Annotated in this window: 14 protein-coding genes and 2 pseudogenes; 8 read left to right on the top strand and 8 right to left on the bottom strand. The window is 50.1% G+C overall.

Annotated elements, in window-relative coordinates:
• Nucleotides 1–168: 168 nt before the first annotated feature.
• From GA0061077_RS05815 to rpmH, 8 genes are all read right to left on the bottom strand, one after another.
• On the bottom strand, nt 169–1,410 hold the full coding sequence (locus GA0061077_RS05815) for a ParB/RepB/Spo0J family partition protein (RefSeq protein ID WP_407640892.1): 1,242 nt from the start codon (nt 1,408–1,410) through the stop codon (nt 169–171).
• Between the two features lie 286 nt (nt 1,411–1,696).
• A complete protein-coding gene (locus tag GA0061077_RS05810; RefSeq protein WP_091848159.1) occupies nt 1,697–2,644 on the bottom strand; it encodes a ParA family protein in 948 nt (315 codons plus the stop codon).
• A gap of 902 nt (nt 2,645–3,546) precedes the next feature.
• Nucleotides 3,547–4,236: a 16S rRNA (guanine(527)-N(7))-methyltransferase RsmG gene (gene rsmG, locus GA0061077_RS05805; RefSeq protein ID WP_091848009.1), complete on the bottom strand. Its 690-nt coding sequence runs from the start codon at nt 4,234–4,236 to the stop codon at nt 3,547–3,549.
• 219 nt (nt 4,237–4,455) lie between these two features.
• Nucleotides 4,456–5,106: a Jag family protein gene (locus GA0061077_RS05800; RefSeq protein ID WP_091848008.1), complete on the bottom strand. Its 651-nt coding sequence runs from the start codon at nt 5,104–5,106 to the stop codon at nt 4,456–4,458.
• A gap of 90 nt (nt 5,107–5,196) precedes the next feature.
• Nucleotides 5,197–6,216, bottom strand: a complete 1,020-nt coding sequence (gene yidC, locus GA0061077_RS05795; RefSeq protein ID WP_183193260.1) for a membrane protein insertase YidC — start codon at nt 6,214–6,216, stop codon at nt 5,197–5,199.
• 2 nt (nt 6,217–6,218) lie between these two features.
• Entirely contained in the window at nt 6,219–6,509 is a 291-nt protein-coding gene (yidD, locus tag GA0061077_RS05790) for a membrane protein insertion efficiency factor YidD (RefSeq protein WP_234696556.1), read from the bottom strand.
• 191 nt (nt 6,510–6,700) lie between these two features.
• Nucleotides 6,701–7,213, bottom strand: coding sequence for a ribonuclease P protein component (gene rnpA, locus GA0061077_RS05785; protein WP_091848007.1), 513 nt, complete (start codon nt 7,211–7,213; stop codon nt 6,701–6,703).
• An 18-nt stretch (nt 7,214–7,231) separates the two neighbouring features.
• The gene (gene rpmH, locus GA0061077_RS05780; protein WP_091848006.1) at nt 7,232–7,366 is read right to left on the bottom strand and encodes a 50S ribosomal protein L34; all 135 of its coding nucleotides are present in this window, start codon (nt 7,364–7,366) and stop codon (nt 7,232–7,234) included.
• A 488-nt stretch (nt 7,367–7,854) separates the two neighbouring features.
• On the opposite strand from rpmH, the pseudogene dnaA reads away from it, so the two are divergent.
• From dnaA to GA0061077_RS05740, 8 genes and pseudogenes are all read left to right on the top strand, one after another.
• Nucleotides 7,855–9,672, top strand: a pseudogene (gene dnaA / locus GA0061077_RS05775) (chromosomal replication initiator protein DnaA); the annotation flags it as partial.
• Between the two features lie 598 nt (nt 9,673–10,270).
• Nucleotides 10,271–11,395: a DNA polymerase III subunit beta gene (dnaN, locus tag GA0061077_RS05770; protein ID WP_091848005.1), complete on the top strand. Its 1,125-nt coding sequence runs from the start codon at nt 10,271–10,273 to the stop codon at nt 11,393–11,395.
• A gap of 104 nt (nt 11,396–11,499) precedes the next feature.
• A pseudogene (gene recF, locus GA0061077_RS05765) lies at nt 11,500–12,804 on the top strand (DNA replication/repair protein RecF); the annotation flags it as partial.
• Between the two features lie 95 nt (nt 12,805–12,899).
• Complete coding sequence (locus tag GA0061077_RS05760) at nt 12,900–13,391, top strand: DUF721 domain-containing protein (protein WP_091848003.1); 492 nt, start codon at nt 12,900–12,902, stop codon at nt 13,389–13,391.
• A 399-nt stretch (nt 13,392–13,790) separates the two neighbouring features.
• The gene (gene gyrB / locus GA0061077_RS05755) at nt 13,791–15,815 is read left to right on the top strand and encodes a DNA topoisomerase (ATP-hydrolyzing) subunit B (RefSeq protein WP_091848155.1); all 2,025 of its coding nucleotides are present in this window, start codon (nt 13,791–13,793) and stop codon (nt 15,813–15,815) included.
• 73 nt (nt 15,816–15,888) lie between these two features.
• Nucleotides 15,889–18,582, top strand: coding sequence for a DNA gyrase subunit A (gene gyrA / locus GA0061077_RS05750; protein WP_091848002.1), 2,694 nt, complete (start codon nt 15,889–15,891; stop codon nt 18,580–18,582).
• 290 nt (nt 18,583–18,872) lie between these two features.
• Nucleotides 18,873–19,427: a DUF3566 domain-containing protein gene (locus GA0061077_RS05745; protein WP_375773996.1), complete on the top strand. Its 555-nt coding sequence runs from the start codon at nt 18,873–18,875 to the stop codon at nt 19,425–19,427.
• 28 nt (nt 19,428–19,455) lie between these two features.
• Nucleotides 19,456–20,559, top strand: coding sequence for a VanZ family protein (locus GA0061077_RS05740; RefSeq protein ID WP_091848000.1), 1,104 nt, complete (start codon nt 19,456–19,458; stop codon nt 20,557–20,559).
• The last annotated feature ends 107 nt before the right edge of the window (nt 20,560–20,666 follow it).

The following is a 20,666-nucleotide window of genomic DNA, read 5'->3' as shown; positions in this document are numbered from 1 at the left end:
GCCCAGCATGAACATTTCGTTCTTAGGGTTTCAGTCACAACCATTTCGATCTGTTGTCTCGGACTGATTACTTAGATGCAACTGTCTTACGGTCACTGTCTTACGGTCACTGTCTTACAGCCACCGCCTCACCGTCACGCTTTACAGTCACCGCCCAGTCGCAACTGTTCAAACCCAACCGTTTTCACTCTGCTCGACTTGACTTGGACTTTGTTGGCCGGGCATCAAGAGGCCAAGGATGCGATCCATGTCCTCTGGCGAGGAGAAGACGATTTCAATTCGACCGTGCTTCTGGTTACCTTTGATCGAAACCTTCGTATCAAATCGATCTTCAAGGTTTTTCTGAATCGGAGACAACGCCCAAGGATTGTTCTTCTTGCTTTTTGGCTTCTTATCCTCACCGTTAGATCCGGACTTCATCGCAACAATTTCTTCTGTGCTACGTACCGATAGCCCTTCAGCGATAATACGGTTCGCTAACTTCTCCATCTCTTCCTCATCGGAGAGACCGAGCAACGCTCTTGCATGGCCGGCAGAAAGTACACCAGCTGCGACTTTTTTCTGAACCGATGCAGGCAAATTCAGCAGCCTTAACATGTTGGCGATTTGCGAACGAGATTTCGAAACCGACTTGGAAAGCTGCTCTTGCGTCAAGCCGAAATCTTCCATCATCTGCTGGTAAGCAGCCGACTCTTCCAACGGATTCAGCGCCACACGATGCAGGTTTTCAAGCAAGGCATCACGAAGCATTTCATCATCTGTGGTGGTCTTCACGATCGCAGGAATAGTCTTCAGACCAGCTAAATGAGAGGCACGCCAACGCCGTTCTCCCATAATTAGCTCATATTCGCTGTCCATGCTTTGCTGAATACGTTTACTTGCCCCGTCCACAACAGGAACCGTGTTCTGACTTGCTTTCTGGTTCTCGGGACGCTTGCGTACAACGATAGGTTGTAGTATACCAACTTCTTTCAGTGATTCCGCGAGTTCTTTAAGCTCATCTTCATCAAAGATTGTGCGAGGTTGGTTGACGTTGGGACCTATCTGATCAAGCTTCAACTCAACCAGATATCCACCCTGAACCGGCCTCAGCTCCTTCGATTCATCGGTCTCATTTGAAGCTTTTTTCGTAGTAGCCGCCGAACGGCCATCATTGTTCTCTTGCGTCTTATCACTCGCTACATCAAGTGTTTTACCATTTTTTGCAGCAGTTGTTTTCGTTTGTTCATCGACTGCATCGCCGAAGAACAAATCACTTGGATGTGCTACTCCTTCTTTCAAGGATGGCATCATCCTCCGTTTGCTTGTTCTCGTCGACAATGTTTCACGTGGAATGTTTGTTCGTTTTGAAGTGCTTTTTTTTGCTGAACCACCGTCAGTTTTTGTCTTAGAGGTCGCTTTACCGCTTATAACCTGAGTCTTTTGCTTCGATGTTTCACGTGAAACATTACTCTTACTATCTGTTTTCTTTGTCTTCGCAGTAGCTGATTTGGTGGTTTTTCCTTGATTCTTTGTCGATGTTTCACGTGAAACATTCGATCCGGAAACCTTTGTCGTTGCTTTTTTTCCGGCCTTCGTTTCCGCCTGTTTCTCTACGGCAACACCTTTTTTATCAGTTTCCTCAGCAACAGATTCTCCTGGCAATGCAGGGAACAACGCACCAAGGCCTTTTCCCAAACGAGACTTTGCTGCCATTTCAGTTACTCCTCTGCTCTTTGTTTTTTATCATCTTCAGGACCGAAGGTGACCTTCGCGCTATCTCCAATGCAGCCTCTCGATATGACACAGCTCCCATACCGTGGGGATCATATTCAATGACGCTTTGTGCAAAGCTTGGCGCCTCGGATATTTTCACAGAACGTGGGATGGTTGTCTCGAGCACTATATGAGGATAGTGCTCATGCACTTTGTCATAAATCTCTTTGCTCAACAGTGTGCGACGGTCGAACATCGTCACCAACATGGTGGAAACCAAAAGCCCCGGATTATAGTGCTTTTGAATCAAACCGATGGTATTGATTAGCTGACCGAGACCTTCCAGAGCGTAGTACTCAGCCTGAATAGGGATAAGAACTTCATTCACCGCACACATGGCGTTGATAACCAAAAGCCCTAGACTAGGTGGGCAATCAATGATGACATAATCGTAATGTGTCTTGGACGATTTCATGAACTCAGAAAGCGCATCTTTAAGCAAATTGTTTCGGTTTTCCATACTGGCGACTTCTAGCTCAGCACCACTCAAATCAATGGAAGCGGGGACGACTTCAAGATTTTTAAACGCCGGGCTTTGCTGTTTGACCTCAGCAATGGTCTTTCTACCTTCCAGAACATCGTATGTAGACAAGTCACCAGGGTTATGTTTCACACCCAATGCCGTTGAAGCATTTCCTTGAGGATCGGTATCAATAACCAGAACCTTTGAATGAGCAAGGGCCAATGCAGCCGCGATATTTATAGCTGACGTTGTTTTACCCACTCCGCCTTTTTGATTCGCGACAGCAATGTATCGCGTCTTGGAAGGTTTCGGGAAACGAGTGTGATTTAGCTTTTCATACCTCGACGAAAGCTCGGCCATCTCAGCACCAACAGAGCTGTTTTTCCCACCAAAAATGCGCCCGATGGTTTCTGAGGCAGATTCCATATCCATTACCCCCTACGACTATCTGCCGTGAATCACAGACTCTAAAACAACACAGCATCTTTTTGGACCAGTTATTCTAGTTTCGTCATTCGTATGGACAGATTGAACGACGAACACACTTATCCACATATTGGTGGATAAGTGTGCATAGCTTTTGTGGACAACTACACCGATTCGAAAATTTGTTCGTGTGAATGTTGAAAATCCAACCATCCGCCGAGCCCACTCCTTGCACCTCTAAAGTGTGGATAACTTTTTGGCACTTCTAAAAATGTGGATAAGTGGCTTCGTATTTTATTACCTCTTCGAAATCCCCATCCATCGACACCAGCAAAAATGTCTCTGAATGTTTCTACACCATCCGCTCATCACATAAGATGTTTCACGTGAAACATTCTTTTTTACCTATCCATGTCGATGTTTAGATTAGTTTCGATTGATCGGAATAAGAAAATTTGTTGAACTACCAGTCAGATAGACAAAAGGTACATAACTCAAGTGACGGCATTGCATCGATAGCGAGCAGACTGCATTCAACAAATCAGTCAGTTAAGTAAACACGGCCTATCTTCATTTTGCCGGAATTTGTTTCACGTGAAACATAATTGGACGAGTAGACATACCTTTAACCCTGTAACAACAGTGCGACCATGAAAAAATCGATATGAAAAGTGCCTAGATAAAACAAGGGGTTTCCTTGTAACAACAGTGCGACCATGGCGGAAATCGATATATCGGTTTTTTAAACAAATGTTTCACGTGAAACATCAGCCCATCGCCAATAGACATCCTTTTACTTTCTGCAAAATTACGTTTGTAGTAATCAGTACTGAACAATGGTTGACCTCGTAAAAAAGGGAACGTTTCACGTGAAACATTCCCTTTCGACAAATCAACGTTGCTTATTTTTTGTTGATAATAGCAACGTGTGTTGGTTCAAAACCTTCTGCAATAGGTGCGTCGAATACCTCAGGGTTGCAACCACCATACTTTAGTATTTCTTTGCCAGCCTTGCGCAACTCTTCGGGCGCAGAACGTCCCTTGAGTGCAATAAGCTGCCCGCCATGTTTAAGGAGCGGCAGTGTCCATCCGGAGAGCTTAGTTAGGGGTGCTACCGCGCGACATGTAACGACAGAGAAAGGATGGAGACCTTTCTTATGCTTGATGTCGCTAACGCAGTTCTCTGCACGCTCTCGCAGAACAGTAACGTTATCCAACCCAAGTTCACTCACACACTCATTGAGCCATTCAACGCGACGTTCCATTGGTTCAATAAGGGTGATTTTAAAATTAGGCAGACATGCGGCAACAACAATGCCCGGGAATCCCCCGCCACTGCCTACGTCAGCTACGGTTTTAAATCTCTCATTCTCATCCACTGAAGCTTCAATAAAGGGTACAACTGCTGCAGAGTTAAGGATGTGCCGCTCCCAAATAATATCGACGTCACGCGGTCCTATAAGACCTCTCTGCTCACCTTCAGTAGCGAGTTTTTTCTGAAAAACACGCAATTGCAGGAGAGTTTCTCCAAACAAATCTTCCAATAGCGACGAATGTTCCAATTCATCGTCTGTGTGCATCTGGAATTCCATACATTCTTCCCCTATTCAAGTATGTGTTTATCTGCGAATCTAGCAAAATACATAACCATTCACAACAACGCGATGAATCAGAACCCGCCAGTAAAGAAATAATCTCTGTTACACATCACATTTCATGATGAGTAAACTATCAACATCAAAGAAGCCACGGCATGTATATCCGCCATGGCTTCTTTTCCCTATCGTAAGTTCAATCAAGAATAGCTAAAATCAGTCCCGATCCCCATCGGCGACATCGATATCCACAACCTCATCAAGGTCAATGTCTCTGCCTGCTCGTGGTGCACGACGACGCGTTGTGTCCTCGACAATTGGATCGCTAAGATTGGACTCTGTGATATCTTCGTCATCCAGCGCCGAATCAGCGGCATGCGCCTTTAAAAAGACAGAAACATAACGATGAGGCTCTTCACCATGGGACCGAGACCTGAGGCCCTTCTCTCGAACAAGATCGTGCACGACCTTGCGCTCGAAGGAATTCATCGGCTTAAGATCGACTTGTTCTCCGGTCTCACGCACCTCATCGATAACATCCAATGTGCTATCGCGCAAACGTTCTCGACGCTTTCTTAAGTAACCATCTACATCAAGAATCAGACGGGACCGCTCACCGGTCTTCTGTTGAACAGCTAAACGCGTGAGCAATTGCAATGCATCAACGACATCACCATTGTGCCCTATCAGATTCTTGATGTCCTCATTGTCATCAGCGACAATCTGAACCGTCGGACGGCCATTACGCACGCCCATTTCAATATCACCTTCATAGTCCGCTATATCCAGCAAACCTTCAAGATAATCAGCAGCGATATCAGCCTCAACGTTGAGCTGCTCAACGGTCTTTTCCTCGTCGATTGACATAGACGCTCCTTAGTTCAATTACTGCCCTTAAGTCTAACTCACCCCGACCCCGACACTTTTGTATTGCAATTGCGCCGGGGTCGAAAACTCTTAGTTCTTCTTTTTACGCTTACGCTTAGGCTGTGCGCGCTGATACCCTTTCTCCTCACGCCGCTTCGCCTCTTCTTCAGCCTTTCTGAGATTCTCTTCTTCAATGGAAATCTCACCGGCTTTCTCACGCCGCTTGTTCTCATTGACATGATCGCGTTCCTTCTTAGCGGCATCAGCCGGGGAACCAGGGGTTGGGAAAACACGAACCTGCCAGAGTGAACGCAGCATGTTGCAGATGTTGCTTGTCAACCAGTAAATCAACACGGCGAATGGCATCGAGATTGCCGAGAAAATGTACATCAGCGGGAAGAGCCAGGTCATCACCTGCTGCATCTTGTACTGCGATCCCTCCATGGAGGCTGCGGGAAGATTCTTACGCATGTTGTTGAACTGCATGTACCACATCGCTGCGCACATCATGAAGGTGAAGATACCGATAATAATCTTGCCGGAAAGATCAGCCATTCCGAAAGTGTTGGAAATCTTGAGTCCGAACAGTTGCGTATCTGCGAATTCGGCGGCCGTCGCCTTGTCGAAGGCGCCAAGTGCGGTTCTCGAACCGTGTGCTATATAAGGAATCGCAGAAAGCATATAAAACATGCACATGAACACAGGTCCTTGAATCAACATCGGGAGACAGGAACCCATCGGGTTGACCTTGTTGTCCTCATACAGTTTCATAGTCTCGCGACTCATGGCTTCTTTACTGGCCTGATCGGTTTTGCCCTTATATTTTTTCTGGATGCGCATTAGCTTGGGCTGGATAGCCTGCATCTTAGCCATGCCCCTCATCTGCTTTGCATATATTGGCAGAACTAGAGCATGAACAATCAACACGAGGAAGATGATGGAGAAGATCCATGAAGTACCCTTGGACGGCAGTCCAATCATGGTCATAAGCCTATGGAACCAGTACATGATCTCACTCATAAGCCATTCGATGGGGGTCAGGATTTTATAGACCCAACCGAAAAGCCCTTGGTCAAGGAGGAATTTGCTGTAATCAGGATTGTTGAACATCGTCAGGCCGTCTCCTTCATGTCCGAGGCCAATGGAGTCAATCTCGGCTCTTCGTGAGCACGAGACCAAGAAAATCTGTAAAAAACCGAGTAATGCTGAGGTACATCATCAATACCACCATTGCTCCAAGGTCGGCAGCGCAGAAGCCGAAGCGCCGCCAACAACCCACCACGGACGGCCCCGTACCGCGTAACCGCTTGAACCGCGTAGTTTGAGCAAGACGGATAATACTTGCAGCAAGGCGGGTTGCCAGCCGAGATATGACGCTGATACCAGCGTATCGCAGCGAGAATAGCACGGGCTGCAGGCGAGGTGGAAACAACCGCACATGCAGATTTGTCAGGGACCGCGAACGCATTCACCTTGCCGATACCTGTCGATGACTTTGGTTCAACCGTACCATTAGCATCGTCGCAGGTTTCCAAGTGTCTAGAATTGTTGAAATTCCGCTGTTTCGAGCATATTTGCGACACATTCGTGATGGTCATGATCGACCGCTCCGGCGATTGTTTGAAGAAGGTTCGTCCCTACGATTTGACCGCACTTCACTGCTTTGTACCGCCTTACGGTCAATCGCTGCGAAGAGCTCCCCCACCTGCCGATCGAGGGAAGAAAAATCTGCCTGTGCCGCGCTTGGTTTGGCCCGCATCACGATATCACAATGTTTTGGTAGCAGGTCCTCGTAGGACTTAGCCAATACACGAAAGCGGCGCTTCACATGATTTCGTCTCACTGCATTGCCCACGTTCTTGGACACGGCAAGTCCGAGACGACGCTTCACCTCACCACGTCGCGGTTCATTCGCACATGTAGACGCCTGTGCGGCATCCATAGTACTGCCCGATGTCTTGGCAGTTAAAGCACTGCGAGAATCGTTGGCGCGATTGCAACAAGAATCGTCGCACACTAAGAAATGCACGACGATATCCTTTTCAGTGACTTTTCTGCGGCGTTTCAGTACCTGCACAAAATCACGATGGCTTTGCAGCCGATCCATACCTTTGCTGCCGATTAATCAGACAGTCAGGTTCTTGCGGCCCTTGGCACGGCGGCGATTGATGACCGCACGACCGGCACGGGTGCGCATACGTGCGCGGAAGCCGTGCTTCATATGACGGCGGCGGTTGTTCGGCTGAAATGTCCTCTTCATAATATGCTCCCGGTTGTTTTAGCCATGCCAATGCACGGCTCCTCATGAGTCAAGCTCTACCAAATTACTCTCACCCCTAGTCCCAAGTCAAACCAAGTGAAAGTTCAGCGAACATATTGTGGATAATCTCAAGGTTATCTTCACATTTCATATTGTGTTTTCCCTAGCGGTACAAGGCTTACTTTATGCGGCTCATGCACACGACTTATCCACAAATTACACGCGTGTTATTCACAATTCAATGTTTCCAACACGCAAGACTGTGGATAACTTCGAGTCATGGGAGTACATATAATAGAACACCGCATCACAAAGTCTGGAATGCTGTGCCTGAGATGAAGACGGCACGATGGTTAAGGCAACGATGTCGGAAACGTACCGATACCAAGGAAAGGGCCACTATGGCAGATGAGTCGAATGACCCAATGGCCCAGGCCATGCGTATCTGGAACGATGCTCTTGTGGTACTACAACGGGATCCCTCGATTACTTCACGTAGCAAGGGCTGGCTTGAGGGAGTCAGGCCAGAGGGTGTTTTCGGCCCGACCATCGTCTTGTGTGTGGCCAATTTAGAAACTCAACAGGCATTGCAGGGCGAACTGAATCAGTCGCTGCTGAATGCTCTCAAGCTCGCAACAGGTCACGATATGTTCCCGGCTTTCAAAATCGTTGCGACCGATGATGACAGCATTCGCGCTGACGAAAACGGGACGACCGAGGATTCGGACTCCGAAGATAGTGACGTCGAAAACGACAACGTTGCCCAACCGGATGTACAGTCCTCTTCAGAAACTTCACAATCACCCGACTTCCCATCAGCAGCTTCCGGTGATTTCGCTTCAGAACAACGTTTCTCTGACAAACACGACGTCGAACCTCACGCACGACTTGATGAGCGACCCAGGCAATATCCCGGCAGCAACGCCTATCACTACGATTACCGGCCCAGAAATGGCTCGATGGAGGCGTCCCAATTAAGCTTTGAAACAACGGCAGAAGCGGACGATTCCGATGCCTCGGGTTTCGGCGGTTACAGCAGCTGGCGCGGCAACAAACGGCACGAAAATCTCTCTTCACAACCAGGGACGGCAAAAACTGCCTCGCAAAGCGAGAAGACAGCAATGTCCGAACGACAGACTCGACAGACACCGGAACCGCAAACATCCGTGACACTACCTCAGCAACAACCAAGCGTGCCTGCACCGTCTTCCGGCAATGCCCCGGGCTTCGACGTTAACGACCAGAAAACCGCACGAGATCCTGAGACCCACCTGAACACGAATGCAACATTTGACACGTTCGTTCCCGGTGATTCCAACCGTTTCGCACGTACCGTCGCACTTGCCGTGGCAGAAGGCAGCGGCAAGGATTTCAATCCTTTATGTATTTATGGCGGCTCGGGTCTTGGCAAAACCCACTTGCTCAACGCCATCGGCAATTACGCGCTGGTTAAGGACAGCTCACTAAAGGTGCGCTATGTCACCAGCGAGGAATTCACCAACGAATTCATCGAGGCTTTGCAGACGCCGAACCAGAGCCAGGGGCAGATTGCCGCGTTCAACCGTCGTTACCGAGAGGTTGACGTGCTGTTGATTGATGACATCCAGTTCCTGGGCGGCAAAGAGGCAACGCTTGAGCAGTTCTTCCACACGTTCAACGCACTTTATCAGGCCGGCAAACGCATCGTCATCGCATCTGACGTCGCACCGAAGAATCTCAAAGGTTTCGAGGCTCGACTGATTTCGCGCTTCGAATCCGGTCTTACTGTGGACGTAAAGCCGCCGGATCTTGAGACTCGTATCGCCATTCTCCGCATGATGGCAACGATGAACCATTCCAATATTCCCAACGATGTGCTCGATTTGATTGCCGAACGCTTCACTGAGAATATCCGCGAGCTGGAAGGCGCACTTACGCGTGTGACCGCTGTGGCGTCGTTGAGCAACCAGCCGGTTTCGCGCGCTCTTGCGGAGCAGACGTTGCAGGACTTCTTCACGACTGACGTGGAAATCAGACCGACCGACATCATCGGTCAGGTGGCGAAATATTTCCATTTGACGTTCGACGATCTCGTGGGGCGAGCACGTACCAAGAACGTTGCTTTGGCGCGACAAATCGCGATGTATCTTGCCCGGGAAATGACCAGTATGAGTCTTGTCGACATCGGAGAGGTTTTCGGCGGACGCGACCATACGACAGTGATGCATGCTTATACCCGTATCTCTAATGAGATGCAGGAAAAACAGGAAATCTACAACTACGTTATGGAGTTGACGGTACGCCTCAAGCAGCATCCGGAAGAATGAAAGCATTCCGGCTGTAAAGTTCATTACATACAGGCACAGTGTCCTCAGCGCGATAACTGAATCGCTTGGCTCCGGCAAAGGCGCTTAGCGGGCAGTACCTACTCCAGATGAAGGACGTAGTGACCATGTAAATGAAGAAGACATTTCTATAGACAAATTAACGGGTTTTCTATATTATCCACTTCGCGACACACCGGATGTGGAAAAAATTTAAATAAAAGTTATCCACAGCGTTATGCACAAATGGGGGTAAACTCTGCGTATAAGTAGTGGATATCCACAAGATTGCTTGTGGAGTAGTCGTGGAAAGATCTTCAAATAATGTGGATAAAAATATGACGAACAAAACGCAGTGGACAAATCGTCGCTTTATCCACATTTCTCCGCTAGTTTATCCACATGTTTATTGTTGGTGGACAAGGCTGTTTATAACGGCTCAGGACGGTTATCCACATGTGCACCGTGCTTATTATTTTGATTACTTAAACAACTTACGTTTCATCACAATCAGCGCAGTGAGCAAGTTGAATCTAAAATCTTGCGCTTAACAAAAAGCAACTAGAATAGCAATCAGTTATCAATCAAAACAGGAGCCCTAATGAAAGTCGAAACCAACTCCACCTCCTTGGCTGACGCAGTTGCGTGGGCCACACGAGTCATTTCCTCACGACCGGCCAACCCTATTCTCGCCGGCATTAAACTCGAAGCCGCTGATGGCTCACTGCAACTTTCAACGTTTAACTATGAAATTTCGGCACGCCACCATATCGAAGCCGGAGTGGATGAGGCCGGAAGTGTTCTGGTTCAAGGAAAATTGCTGGCGGACATCACTAAATCATTGCCATTGGAAAAAGCGTACCTTTCAACCACTGACACCATGCTGACCATCACTTCGGGCAAATCGACGTTTAACCTGCAGCTCATGCCCGAATCGGAATATCCGGATTTGCCTGAATCACCAAAAATGCTTGGCCAGGTTGATGCTCCGACATTTGTACAAGCTGTATCGCAGGCTTCGGTTGCAGTATCCCGTGAAGAGAACCGACCAGTGCTTACCGGTGTACGTGTGCAATTCAACGGAGATAAGGTGGTAATGACTTCCACGGATCGTTTCCGTCTTTCTCGTTCCAGTTTCAAGTGGACTCCGCAAGACAGCAATCTCGAAGCTGAAACGCTCGTCCGTGGTTCGCTGCTTCGCGATGTAGCCCGTACTGTTGATGAACATCAGAATGTGACCATCGATTTCGATACAGAAAACCCTTCTTTGCTTGGTTTTGAGAATGCGGGACGTATCTCAACCTCGCAGCTGATCGACGGCGAATTCCCAGCTGTTGACAGGCTGTTTGCGGATGAATATCCCATCCAGGCGGTTATTTCCAATGAAGCTCTGCTTGGTGCCATCAAGCGCGTATCTCTTGTTGCGGAGCGCAATGCGCCGATTCGTATGGTTTTCGAGGGACAGACACTGACTCTTTCGGCTGGAACTGCTGACGAATCTCAAGCCAAGGAAGTTCTTGACATCGATATGGATGGTGAGAACATCACCGTCGCATTTAACCCGGCATATCTGATTGAGGGACTGAGTGCGATTACTGAACCATTTGTGCGCATCAAGATGACGACCGCTGTCAAGCCTGTTGAATTCAATGGTCAGCAGGAAGCTGATTCCGACGAGTCGATGGATTACCGTTACCTTCTGGTACCAATGCGTTTTAACAACTGAATGTTACGAGAACGAAATTGTCTTACGGTGTTCACCTTTTATGGGTTACACCGTAAGTCATTTTTACATTCGATACTACGTACTGTGTGAGCAAGGAGATTCGTGTGTATGTCTCGCGACTGGCGCTTGATCATTTCCGTTCATGGCCGCATCTTGTCGTAGATTTCGCGCCCGGTGTCACCATCCTCAAAGGTGCCAATGGTTTAGGGAAAACCAATATTGTGGAAGCCATTGAAGTGCTTTCCACGGGTTCCAGCCATCGTGTTTCCAGCTCGTTGCCACTTATTGAACGCGGTGAATCAAAAGCTACCGTTCGTGCCAATATTCGCGAAGATTATTCGCTTGACGGTGACAAGGAAACCCTTGTTGTTGATGCGATCGAACAGGACGATGCTGTTCTAAAATGTGATGTCGAAGGGCTTGAAAAGCAAGAAACAGAACATGTTTCTTTGGTAGGCGAGGACGGGGATCAGGCAGAAGATCTTGGTCATGGAACTACCTACGAAGTGACTGTAACCACGCATGGAGCAAATCGTGGGCGAATCAACGGCGGCAATTCCCTGTATATGCGCGATATCGTGGGCAAAGTTCCAAGTGTCTCGTTTACTCCCGAGGATCAGCGTTTGGTTGTAGGTGATCCTGCTGGTAGACGCAGTTTCCTTGATCAGGCGGGTTCGCAGCTCAATCCGAGTTATGCGGCAGACTTGGCGAATGCTAATAAAATTGCCAAACAGCGATCTATACTGCTCAAACAACTCGGGCAGCGTACCGAGCCCTTGGATGAGCGGAATGCTGCGTTGAGCGGCTTGGAGGTCTGGACTGGCCAATTCATTTCGGTAGGAGTTTCTTTGACTCGAATGCGTGCAAGGTTGGTAGACCTTCTGGCCGAACCGTTTTCGAGTATTTATGATGAATTGGCAGGCAAGCCGCAGCATGCAGGATTGCAGTATGTACCGTCATTCCAGGAAGTTCTAGATTTTGATCATCCGGAGGCGGAAATTAGCAAGCACTATCAGCGGCTCTATTCTGGTGAAATTGCTCGGGGACGTAATCTTATAGGACCTCATCGAGACGACATTGCCTTGACGCTTGATGGCATGCCTGCCCGCGAATTTGCATCTAACGGTGAGATGTGGACGATGGCGTTGGCGCTGAAAATGGCGTTGTTTGGACAAATTGCACAAGTACACCAGACTAAGCCGATTGTTATTCTCGATGATGTTTTTGCCCAGCTTGATGAAAAAAGGCGTCGCCAGATTCTCGACTTCGCCATGAGACAGGATCAGGTGCTGATTACTGTGGCTGCCGCTGGTGACATTCCTTTGGAACCAAGTCAGGCGCATGAAGCCAACATCATTGATGTGGCAGCGCTTAAGGCTGATACGGAGGATGAGAACGCAAATCTCGTAGCACAATTGATGGCCGAGCATGGACATGAAATGAGTGGAGCTTACGGCTCTTCCGACATTTCTGCAGGTGGCAATATTACAAGAGGGGAGCAACTATGATCCCGCCGATTGCAGATCAACTACATCTCGACCAACGCCGACTGCCTGCGGAAGTATTCAATCGCCTGGCCTCTCGAGCAGGAGCGTACAAGGATTGGAAGGCCCGTGAGGAAAGTGCATGGAACAATTTTGGTAAGCCCGGACGTGATCCAGGCAAGCTGGGTGGCGTGATGTCAGTTATCGCCGCCAATGGTCAATGGACTCCGCATCTTAAGCTTGCACAACTGCGCAATCACTGGGACCAGGTGGTCGGACCCGATATCGCCAACCATTCTGTCGTTGCCGATTTTCGTGATGGAATATTGACGATCAGAACTGAATCCAATAATTGGGCCACCACCTTGACCTACCTCATTCCCGAGCTGACTGCAACGATTCATGAACGTCTCAAAGGACTTGATATTCGTGAAATTCGTGTTACAGGGCCACAATCCCATAACTTCAAAAAAGGGAACCGTCGATATCCCAACCGATATATGAGGAGGTAGCTGCTCACATCGCATGTAATGCAAGTAAAGAGAAGCAATGACGGCTTCACACGAGATTGTTGAGATGAATATAATTACAAGAATATGGTTTTGAAACCAATTTTAGACAGGTTCAACTTGGCTGGTAAGCGACGTTGAATCAAGTAAAAAGTTGATTTTTATTTTTTGGGGGCAAAGCCTTGAAAGTCCCTCTATTCAAGTAATATACCAACTATATGGTTAATGCCCTAGAAGGCCCCATTATTTGCTTTCTAGAGTGTATCGCCCGCACAGGGAACCCCTCGTGCGAGGGAAAATGCAGGAAGGAACCTTGTGGCAAATCCAGAAGTAAATGCTGAAAATACCGATGACAGCGACGTGGAATCCAAAAACGAAGCACAAATTGCCGCAGAAACGGATATGGATGAGGGCGTACAGCTTGATGATTCCCTTTCTCCCGATCACTACGACGCGAGTGATCTGAGGGTGCTGGAAGGCTTGGAGGCAGTACGTATTCGTCCGGGTATGTACATCGGCTCCACGGGTCCCCGAGGTCTGCACCACCTTGTTTACGAGATTGTCGACAACTCCGTTGATGAGGCACTTGCAGGATATGCTACGCATATCGAAGTGACTATTTTGAAAGACAACGGCGTACGTGTGATCGATAACGGCCGTGGCATCCCTGTCGATGAGGTGCCGGGAGAAGGTGTTTCCGGTGTTGAAACGGTTATGACCAAGCTGCATGCGGGTGGCAAGTTCGGAGGCGGCGGCTACGCGGTTTCTGGCGGTCTGCACGGCGTCGGCATCTCCGTGGTGAATGCGCTTTCCACACGAATCGACGTGGAGGTGCGCCGTCAGGGTTACCACTGGACCCAAAGCTTCAAGAACCAGAAGTCGACTGCACCACTCAAGCAGGGTGCGCCTCTGAACGAAGACGAGTCCACCGGTACCTCCGTTACATTCTGGGCTGATCCTGAAATCTTCGAAACAACCATCTATGATTTCGAGACCTTGCGCTCTCGCTTCCAGCAGATGGCGTTCCTCAACAAAGGTCTGCGTATCACGCTGACTGATGAGCGTCCTCAAATGACCGGTGACGAGGTTGCCGGCAGCGAGGAAAAGACGACGGAAAACAAGTCAGAAACAGTCTCCTATTGCTATGAGAACGGCATCAAGGATTACGTTGCTTTCCTGGTGAAATCGCGCAATACCACGCCGATTGAAGAGGAAGTCATCGATCTTGAGTCCGAGGACTTGAAGCTTGGTGTTTCCGCTGAAATCGCGATGCAATGGACGAGCGCCTATTCCGAGACCGTGCATACGTTCGCCAACACAATTTCCACAACCGAAGGCGGTACCCACGAAGAAGGCTTCCGTGCGGCACTTACCAGCTTGGTCAATCGTTATGCGCGTGACAAGAATCTGATCAAAGAAAAGGACGACAACCTTTCCGGTGACGACGTTCGTGAAGGTCTGACCGCCGTTATTTCCGTAAAGCTGACGAATCCGCAGTTCGAAGGCCAGACAAAGACCAAACTCGGCAATTCCGAGGCCAAGGCATTTGTCCAGCGTGTGATGACTGATAGACTGGGTGACTGGTTCGATGCACATCCCGGCGAGGCCAAGAACATCGTCCAGAAGGCGATCGAAGCATCACGTGCGCGAATCGCAGCGAAGAAGGCCCGTGAGAACACGCGACGCAAGTCGGTTTTCGAGACGGCCGGTATGCCTGACAAGCTCAAGGATTGTCAGTCGAACAATCCTGAGGAATGCGAACTGTTCATCGTCGAGGGCGATTCCGCAGGCGGCTCCGCAATTCAGGGCCGAAACCCGCTTACGCAGGCTATTCTGCCGCTTCGAGGAAAGATCCTGAACACCGAGCGTGCCTCCATCGACCGCATCATGAAATCCGACACCATTGAGTCTCTGATTACAGCAGTCGGCGGCGGATATGGCGAAGACTTCGACCTGAACAAGGTGCGCTACCACAAAGTCATTATCATGGCTGATGCAGATGTCGACGGCGCTCACATCGCAACATTGAATCTGACGCTCTTCTTCCGCTACATGCGGCCGATGATCTACGCGGGTTATGTGTATGTCGCCATGCCACCGCTCTACCGAATCAAGTGGACTAAGGGCTCTCACAGCTTCGTTTATACCGACGCCGAGCGCGATCGTGTGCTTAAGGAAGGTCGAGAAGCTGGTCGTCAGTTGCCGAAGGGTGAGGGTATCCAGCGCTATAAGGGTCTTGGCGAGATGAGCTACCAGGAATTGTGGGGCACGACCATGGATCCCGATCACCGCATTCTTAAGCAGGTCGAGATCGAAGATGCGGCCCAGGCCGATCAAACCTTCTCCATGCTGATGGGTGACGAGGTTGGTCCTCGTCGTGAATTCATCCAGCGCAACGCTCCGAGCGCCAAGTTTATTGACGTGTGATGTGAGGTTTGACGCCGTCCGATATGACGAATGGCGATTCGACTGAACGATTTTGAAGATATGAGGATTTAGCGTGGCAAACGAAAACAACAACAATGATGATGAAAACGACGAGTACGTCCCCGGTGGCGCTCTTGAGCCATTGAGTCCACAGGAAGCCGACGACACCGATTACGGCCTGATGGCCGGTGAACGCATTCAGCGTATCGACTTGGGCCAGGAGATGCGCGAGTCCTATCTCGCTTATTCCCTCTCCGTAATCGTCGAGCGTGCGTTGCCTGATGTGCGTGATGGCATGAAGCCGGTGCACCGCCGTGTAATCTACGCGATGTATGACGGTGGATATCGCCCCGACCGAGGATACAACAAGTGCTCCCGTGTCGTCGGTGACGTCATGGGTAAGTATCACCCGCACGGCGATTCCGCCATTTACGACACATTGGTGCGTATGGCTCAGTCGTGGTCCATGCGTTATCTGCTCGTGGACGGTCAAGGTAACTTCGGTTCCCCGGGCGACGATCCTGCGGCAGCAATGCGTTATACAGAATGCCGTATGGCGCCGCTGGCGATGGAAATGGTCCGTGACATTGACAAGGACACCGTCGATTTCGCGCCCAACTACGATGGTAAGACTCAGGAACCGACCGTACTTCCGGCCCGCTTCCCGAACTTGTTGGTCAACGGTTCGTCCGGTATTGCGGTCGGTATGGCGACCAACATCCCTCCGCACAATATGCACGAGGTCGCCGATGGAGTGCATTGGGCGCTTGATCACCCGGATGCCACCAAGGAAGAGCTGCTCGAGGCTCTGCTGCAGCGAATCAAGGGACCGGACTTCCCCACCGGCGCCACCATTCTCGGACACAAAGGCATTGAGAATGCTTACCGCACTGGTCGTGGTCTCATCACGATGCGTGCAGTGGTCAATACCGAGGAAATCAAGGGCCGTATGTGCCTTGTGGTCACCGAGCTGCCGTATCAGGTTAATCCCGATCGCCTTGCGGCTTCGATTCGCGATGCTGTGCGTGATGGCAAGATTCAGGGCATTGCGGATATGCGCGACGAGACCTCCGGTCGTACCGGCCAGCGTCTTGTGCTCGTTCTCAAGCGCGACGCCGTGCCGAAGGTCGTACTCAACAACCTCTACAAGCACACGCAGCTCCAAGAGACATTCGGTGCGAACATGCTCGCTTTGGTCGATAATGTTCCGCGCACGCTTTCTATCGATGCCTTTATCAGTCACTGGGTCAATCATCAGATTGACGTCATTGATCGCCGTACCCGCTATTTGAAGCGTGAAGCCGAGGAACGCGATCATATCCTGCAGGGCTATCTCAAGGCTCTTGACATGATCGATGAGGTTATCGCCTTGATTCGCGCGTCGAAGGACGTCGAGACCGCCCGTACAGGTCTTGAGGATTTGCTTGGCGTTGATGATGTGCAGGCCGATGCGATTCTGGCGATGCAGCTGCGTCGGCTTGCTGCTCTGGAACGTCAGAAGATTGTCGAAGAACATAATGAGCTGATGAAGAAGATCGCTGATTACGATGATATTCTTTCCAGTCCCGAACGCGAACGCAAGATTGTGGGCGATGAGCTTGATGAGATCGTGGCGAAGTATGGCGACGAACGTCGCACGAAGATTCTGCCGTTCTCTGGTGAAATGAATGACGAGGACCTGATTGCCGTTGAAAATGTTGTTGTGACGGTTACGCATTCGGGCTTTGTCAAGCGCACCAAGGCCGACGAATACCGTGCTCAGCACCGCGGCGGCAAGGGTATCAAGGGTGCCAAGCTGCGCCAAGATGATGTGGTTGATCACTTCTTCCTCACTTCAACGCACAACTGGATTCTCTTCTTCACCAACCGTGGCCGTGTCTTCCGTCTCAAGGCATACGAATTGCCGGAAGGCTCGCGCGATTCCAAGGGTCAGCATGTAGCTAATTTGCTGCAGCTCTCCCCCAGTGAAAGCATTCAAGCAGTGCTGTCCATTCCGAACTACGAAGTGGCTAAGTATCTTGTACTTGCAACACGAAGCGGCAAGATCAAGAAAACTCCGCTGTCTCAGTATGATTCAAGTCGTCAGGGCGGCTTGATAGCCGTGCGTCTGATGGAGGATCCGGAGACCGGCGAGCCCGCTGACGAACTGATCGGTGCGACGCTGTGCAATGCGGATGATGACATCATTCTTGTTTCTCGTCATGGAATGAGCCTCAAGTTCAAGGCCGATGATGAGCAGCTACGACCGATGGGTCGTCAGACCGCCGGTGTGCAGGGTATGAAGTTCCGTGAAGATGATGAGCTGCTGGCAATGGATGTGGTTCGCTCCGACATGGAAGACGAACTGAGCCTTCTCGTAGTTACCGACGAAGGTTTCGCCAAGCGCACCAGTATCAGCCAGTACCGTCTGCAAGGGCGTAACGGTTTCGGTGTCAAGGCTCTGCAGATGAATGAAGGCCGAGGGGAATTGGTGGGCGCGGTCATCGTCGCCGATTCCGACCAGATTCTCGCCATCATGAAGTCCGGCAAGGTCATTCGCTCCGCTGTCGAAGAGGTCAAGCGCACCGGCCGTAACACGCAGGGTGTCACGCTTGCCAAGCCCGACAAGGGTGATGCCATTCTCTCCATCGCTCGGAACACTGATACCGATGACGAGAATGAAGGCGATGAAGTGGCGAATGGTGATTCCAGGGATACCGATGCTTCGGAAACCACTGTCGACAGCTCGACTTCGACAGAAAGTGACAACAGCCAGACCGAAGAATAAGGGCTGAGTTACAGGGTCGTTTTAACAGGTGTGGCCGCCGACACTTTTAGGTGTCGGCGGCCACACCTGTTAAAAAAGCTCCTTTCATCGGGAAACGTACTTGCTGGTCTGGTTCGGGTGACTCGGTTCGAGGATTGCTTGTTGCAGCAGCATAACGTACACGGAATCAATCATGTTGATCTATTGGTTTATCCCTGTTTTCTCGTCCCCGAAGACTGGTAGCCTCGTAACAGATATATTGTGCGAAAAGGGCTGTTGCACCGCAATCCATGCGGCGGGTCAAGGAGAAAATGATGAAAAAAAACGCTGAAAACAGCAAACCGCAGCAGACCGTCGGCAAGGACGGCGATGCGAAACAATCCGACCGATCCCCCCGCGTCGCGCGCTCGATTTCCGGAGAGGACAAAGCTTCCGAGAAGAAGAACACACCATGGTCGTTTGGTAATCGTAACGGCGGCAAGCGTCCGCAGCAGCGTGCTCCCCGGGCACGTCGTATGAGCCTTTCGGTTACTCGCGTTGACGCTTGGTCAGTGGCGAAGGTGACCTTCCTGTTGTCCGTTGCCGGCGGCATCATCCAGATTGTGGCCGTGGCCCTTATTTGGGTGCTGCTTAATGTGGTCGGTGTCTTCGACCAGGTCACGCAAATCGTTTCTTCGACGGGCCTTGATGCTGGCGGATTCAATTTGGCCAGCATATTTTCCTTCGGCACCGTGTTGAGTGCTGTTACCATCTTCGCCATTGTCGGAGTCATTATAGCCACGTTGTTTGCTGTGATCCTTGCGGCGCTTTACAACGTTGTCAGCCAGCTTGTGGGCGGAGTGCACGTTACCCTTGGCGACGACTGATACATCTTTTCGCTAAGTTAGGTGCTCGATGATTTCCTATATTAGGAATTTCAGCACATCGTTCATTCTTGCGATGAGCTTTTGGCCGGTTCTTTCGGCTATCTTGACGTTGCCGATTCTGGCCGTGTTGTATCACCGGTACCACCGGTTGCGTTCCAGTGCGGTCCTTTCGGCATATTTATGTGTGCTCTATGCACTCGGTCTGGTCACGTTCACACTGTATCCGATGCCTGATGATCCGCAGAAATACTGCCTGACGCACGCACATCACCCGCAGCTTCATGTAACGCAATTCATGACTGACCTAACGACGGGTGGTAAAACGGCGGTATTGCAGCTGGCCTTCAATGTTGTCTTCTTCATCCCTCTTGGCTTCGCACTTTTCCGCTGGGCGCGCTGGAAGTTCTATGCCGTGATTCCCGCGGGGTTCCTCGTTTCCTTGCTTATCGAAACCTCCCAGCTCACCGGAGTTTGGGGTATTTACCCTTGCGCCTATCGTCAGTTTGATGTCGACGATCTGCTGACCAACACGTTGGGGGTGATCATCGGCTGTTTCATCGCATGGATATACGGCACTCTGGTGCCCGTGAGAGAAATCGAAGACCGTAACGAAGTTATTGGGAAACCGGGGCTTCTTCATCGTTCGGTGGCACTGATGATCGATCTGATATTCATTGCCGTTGTTGATGTTTCCCTCACACTTGGGGCCATCTATCTGTTCCACAAATCCTCTCGGTATCTGTCTAACGGAACCTACATGTTCCTCGGTCATGCTTTCGGTACAGGTGTATCCGACGGCATAGCGCAGTTCTTCACCGTGCTTTCGTTCGTTGTTTTCGAGCTGTTCATTCCCGTGCTTCACCGCGGACAGACCCTTGGCGGCATGTTCACGCACATGAGCTGTGAAACCAAGGAACGGCATGGCGTTGCCCGCGTTGTGTTCTATCTGGTACGGCTTGTGATGCTGATGGTCGGCACGATGCTCTTCGCCGAACCCACCCGTGAACTCGGCGTCATAGTAATCGTCGTGCTGATTGTTTTCTGGATATTTGCCCATCAGATGCCATATGACCTCATCCCCGGTCGCGAATGGGATGATGATTTTAATGACGGGGCTACAATCAGGATATAGGTATTCATGATAGTGGTTTTGTTAGCGCCGAAGGCTTTATCTCCTGTCATTTTAACGTCGCTGTTAATCGGAATGTTGTTGTTCTGACGACGTATGACTGCGAAACT

This window comes from Bifidobacterium commune, assembly GCF_900094885.1.
Classification (GTDB): Bacteria; Actinomycetota; Actinomycetes; order Actinomycetales; family Bifidobacteriaceae; genus Bifidobacterium; species Bifidobacterium commune.
The sequence above is the reverse complement of the archived record's forward strand: the minus strand, read 5'-3'. Positions and strand labels throughout refer to the sequence as shown.